Below are 1,300 nucleotides of genomic sequence, written 5' to 3' on the forward strand. Positions count from 1 at the left end.
GTGCAGACGTAGGCCCCGCCGCGCTCGATCAGCTGCCGGCAGATGTCGTAGTAGAGGGAGAGCCGGTCGCTCTGGGTGACCGTCTCGGTAATCCCAAGGCCGAGCCATTGTAAGTCCTCGACAACCATGGCATAGGCTTCGGGATCGACCCGTTTGGGATCGGTATCCTCGATCCGGAGGATGTACCGGCCGCTGTACTGCGTTACGTACGCGTCATTGAGCACCGCGGCACGGGCATGTCCGATATGAAGGGGCCCGGAGGGGTTCGGGGCGAACCGCATGGCAACACCCTTCCCGGCCTTCTCGAGATCGGGCAGCACCTTCTTATGTTCGTGCTTCTCGGACAGGGCCGCAAACATCTCCGGCGCCCGGCCCTTCAGGGTCGCCTCCCGCTGTTCGGGCGAAAGGGCCGCCACCTCTGCGATGGCCTCCTTGACAAGGGCCGAGACCTCCTTGGCCCTGCCCCGGAGCCCCGGGTTACCGCCCACCCCCACCCCGACGACGTCCCCCGGCTCCGGCACACCGCCGTGCTTCACGGCATTCTGGAGTGCGCACAAAAAGAGGATCTCTTTGGGATCGTCACCGGCCATCCTAATAACTCCGGGTAACGAAGAACTCGCCGATGTCCATTAAGAGCTGCCGCTCTTCTGACTCGGGCAGCACGCCAAGGTGCCGGTTGCTGTCTTTCACCAGCCCTTCTGCAACGCCCTTCACCTCGTCGATGACCCCCGCTTCGGCCAGATCCCGGATCGCGGCATCGATCTCGGCAGGGGTGAGATCTTTTCTGTACTTTGTCAGGTCGAGCCCTTTCTCACGGGCCTTGATCATCAGGAGCGTCTGCTTGCCCTCGCGTAGGTCGGATGCCTGGTCCTTGCCGCTCTTCTCGGAGGGTGTCAGAAGATCGATGAGATCGTCCTGGATCTGGAACGCCATGCCGGTGTTGAGCCCGAAGTTGTAGAGGGCCTTCACCTGCACCCCGTTGCCCCCGGCAAGGATCGCACCGATACCTGCCGCAGCAGCATACAGGACCCCGGTCTTCTTTTTGACCATCTCGAGGTACTCGCCTTCCGTCACATCGGTCCGGTGCTCAAAGGACATGTCCATGTGCTGGCCGGCGCAGATCTCGTCGCAGGCTTTGGCGAGCATGGTGACGGCTTTCACCTTCGCAGTGTCGGTGGCAGTCGCCATGCAGAGATGCTCGAACGCCCGGGCATAGAGGACATCGCCGGCAAGGATACCGGTCGGCATGTCCCATTTGGTATGAACGGTCGGGGCTCCCCGGCGGAGCTTGTCATCGTCC

2 protein-coding genes are annotated in these 1,300 nt (G+C 62.5%); both read right to left on the reverse strand.

Annotation, left to right across the window (positions count from 1 at the left end):
* Window positions 1-590, reverse strand: a 590-nt coding sequence (locus CW742_RS13560; protein WP_292421275.1) for a glutamate--tRNA ligase family protein, incomplete at its 3' end; no start/stop codon positions are given.
* A 1-nt stretch (window position 591) separates the two neighbouring features.
* A partial coding sequence (locus CW742_RS13565) for a polyprenyl synthetase family protein (protein ID WP_292421279.1) occupies window positions 592-1,300 on the reverse strand: 709 nt, incomplete at its 5' end.

Source organism: Methanoregula sp., from assembly GCF_002835825.1.
Lineage (GTDB): Archaea > Halobacteriota > Methanomicrobia > Methanomicrobiales > Methanospirillaceae > Methanoregula.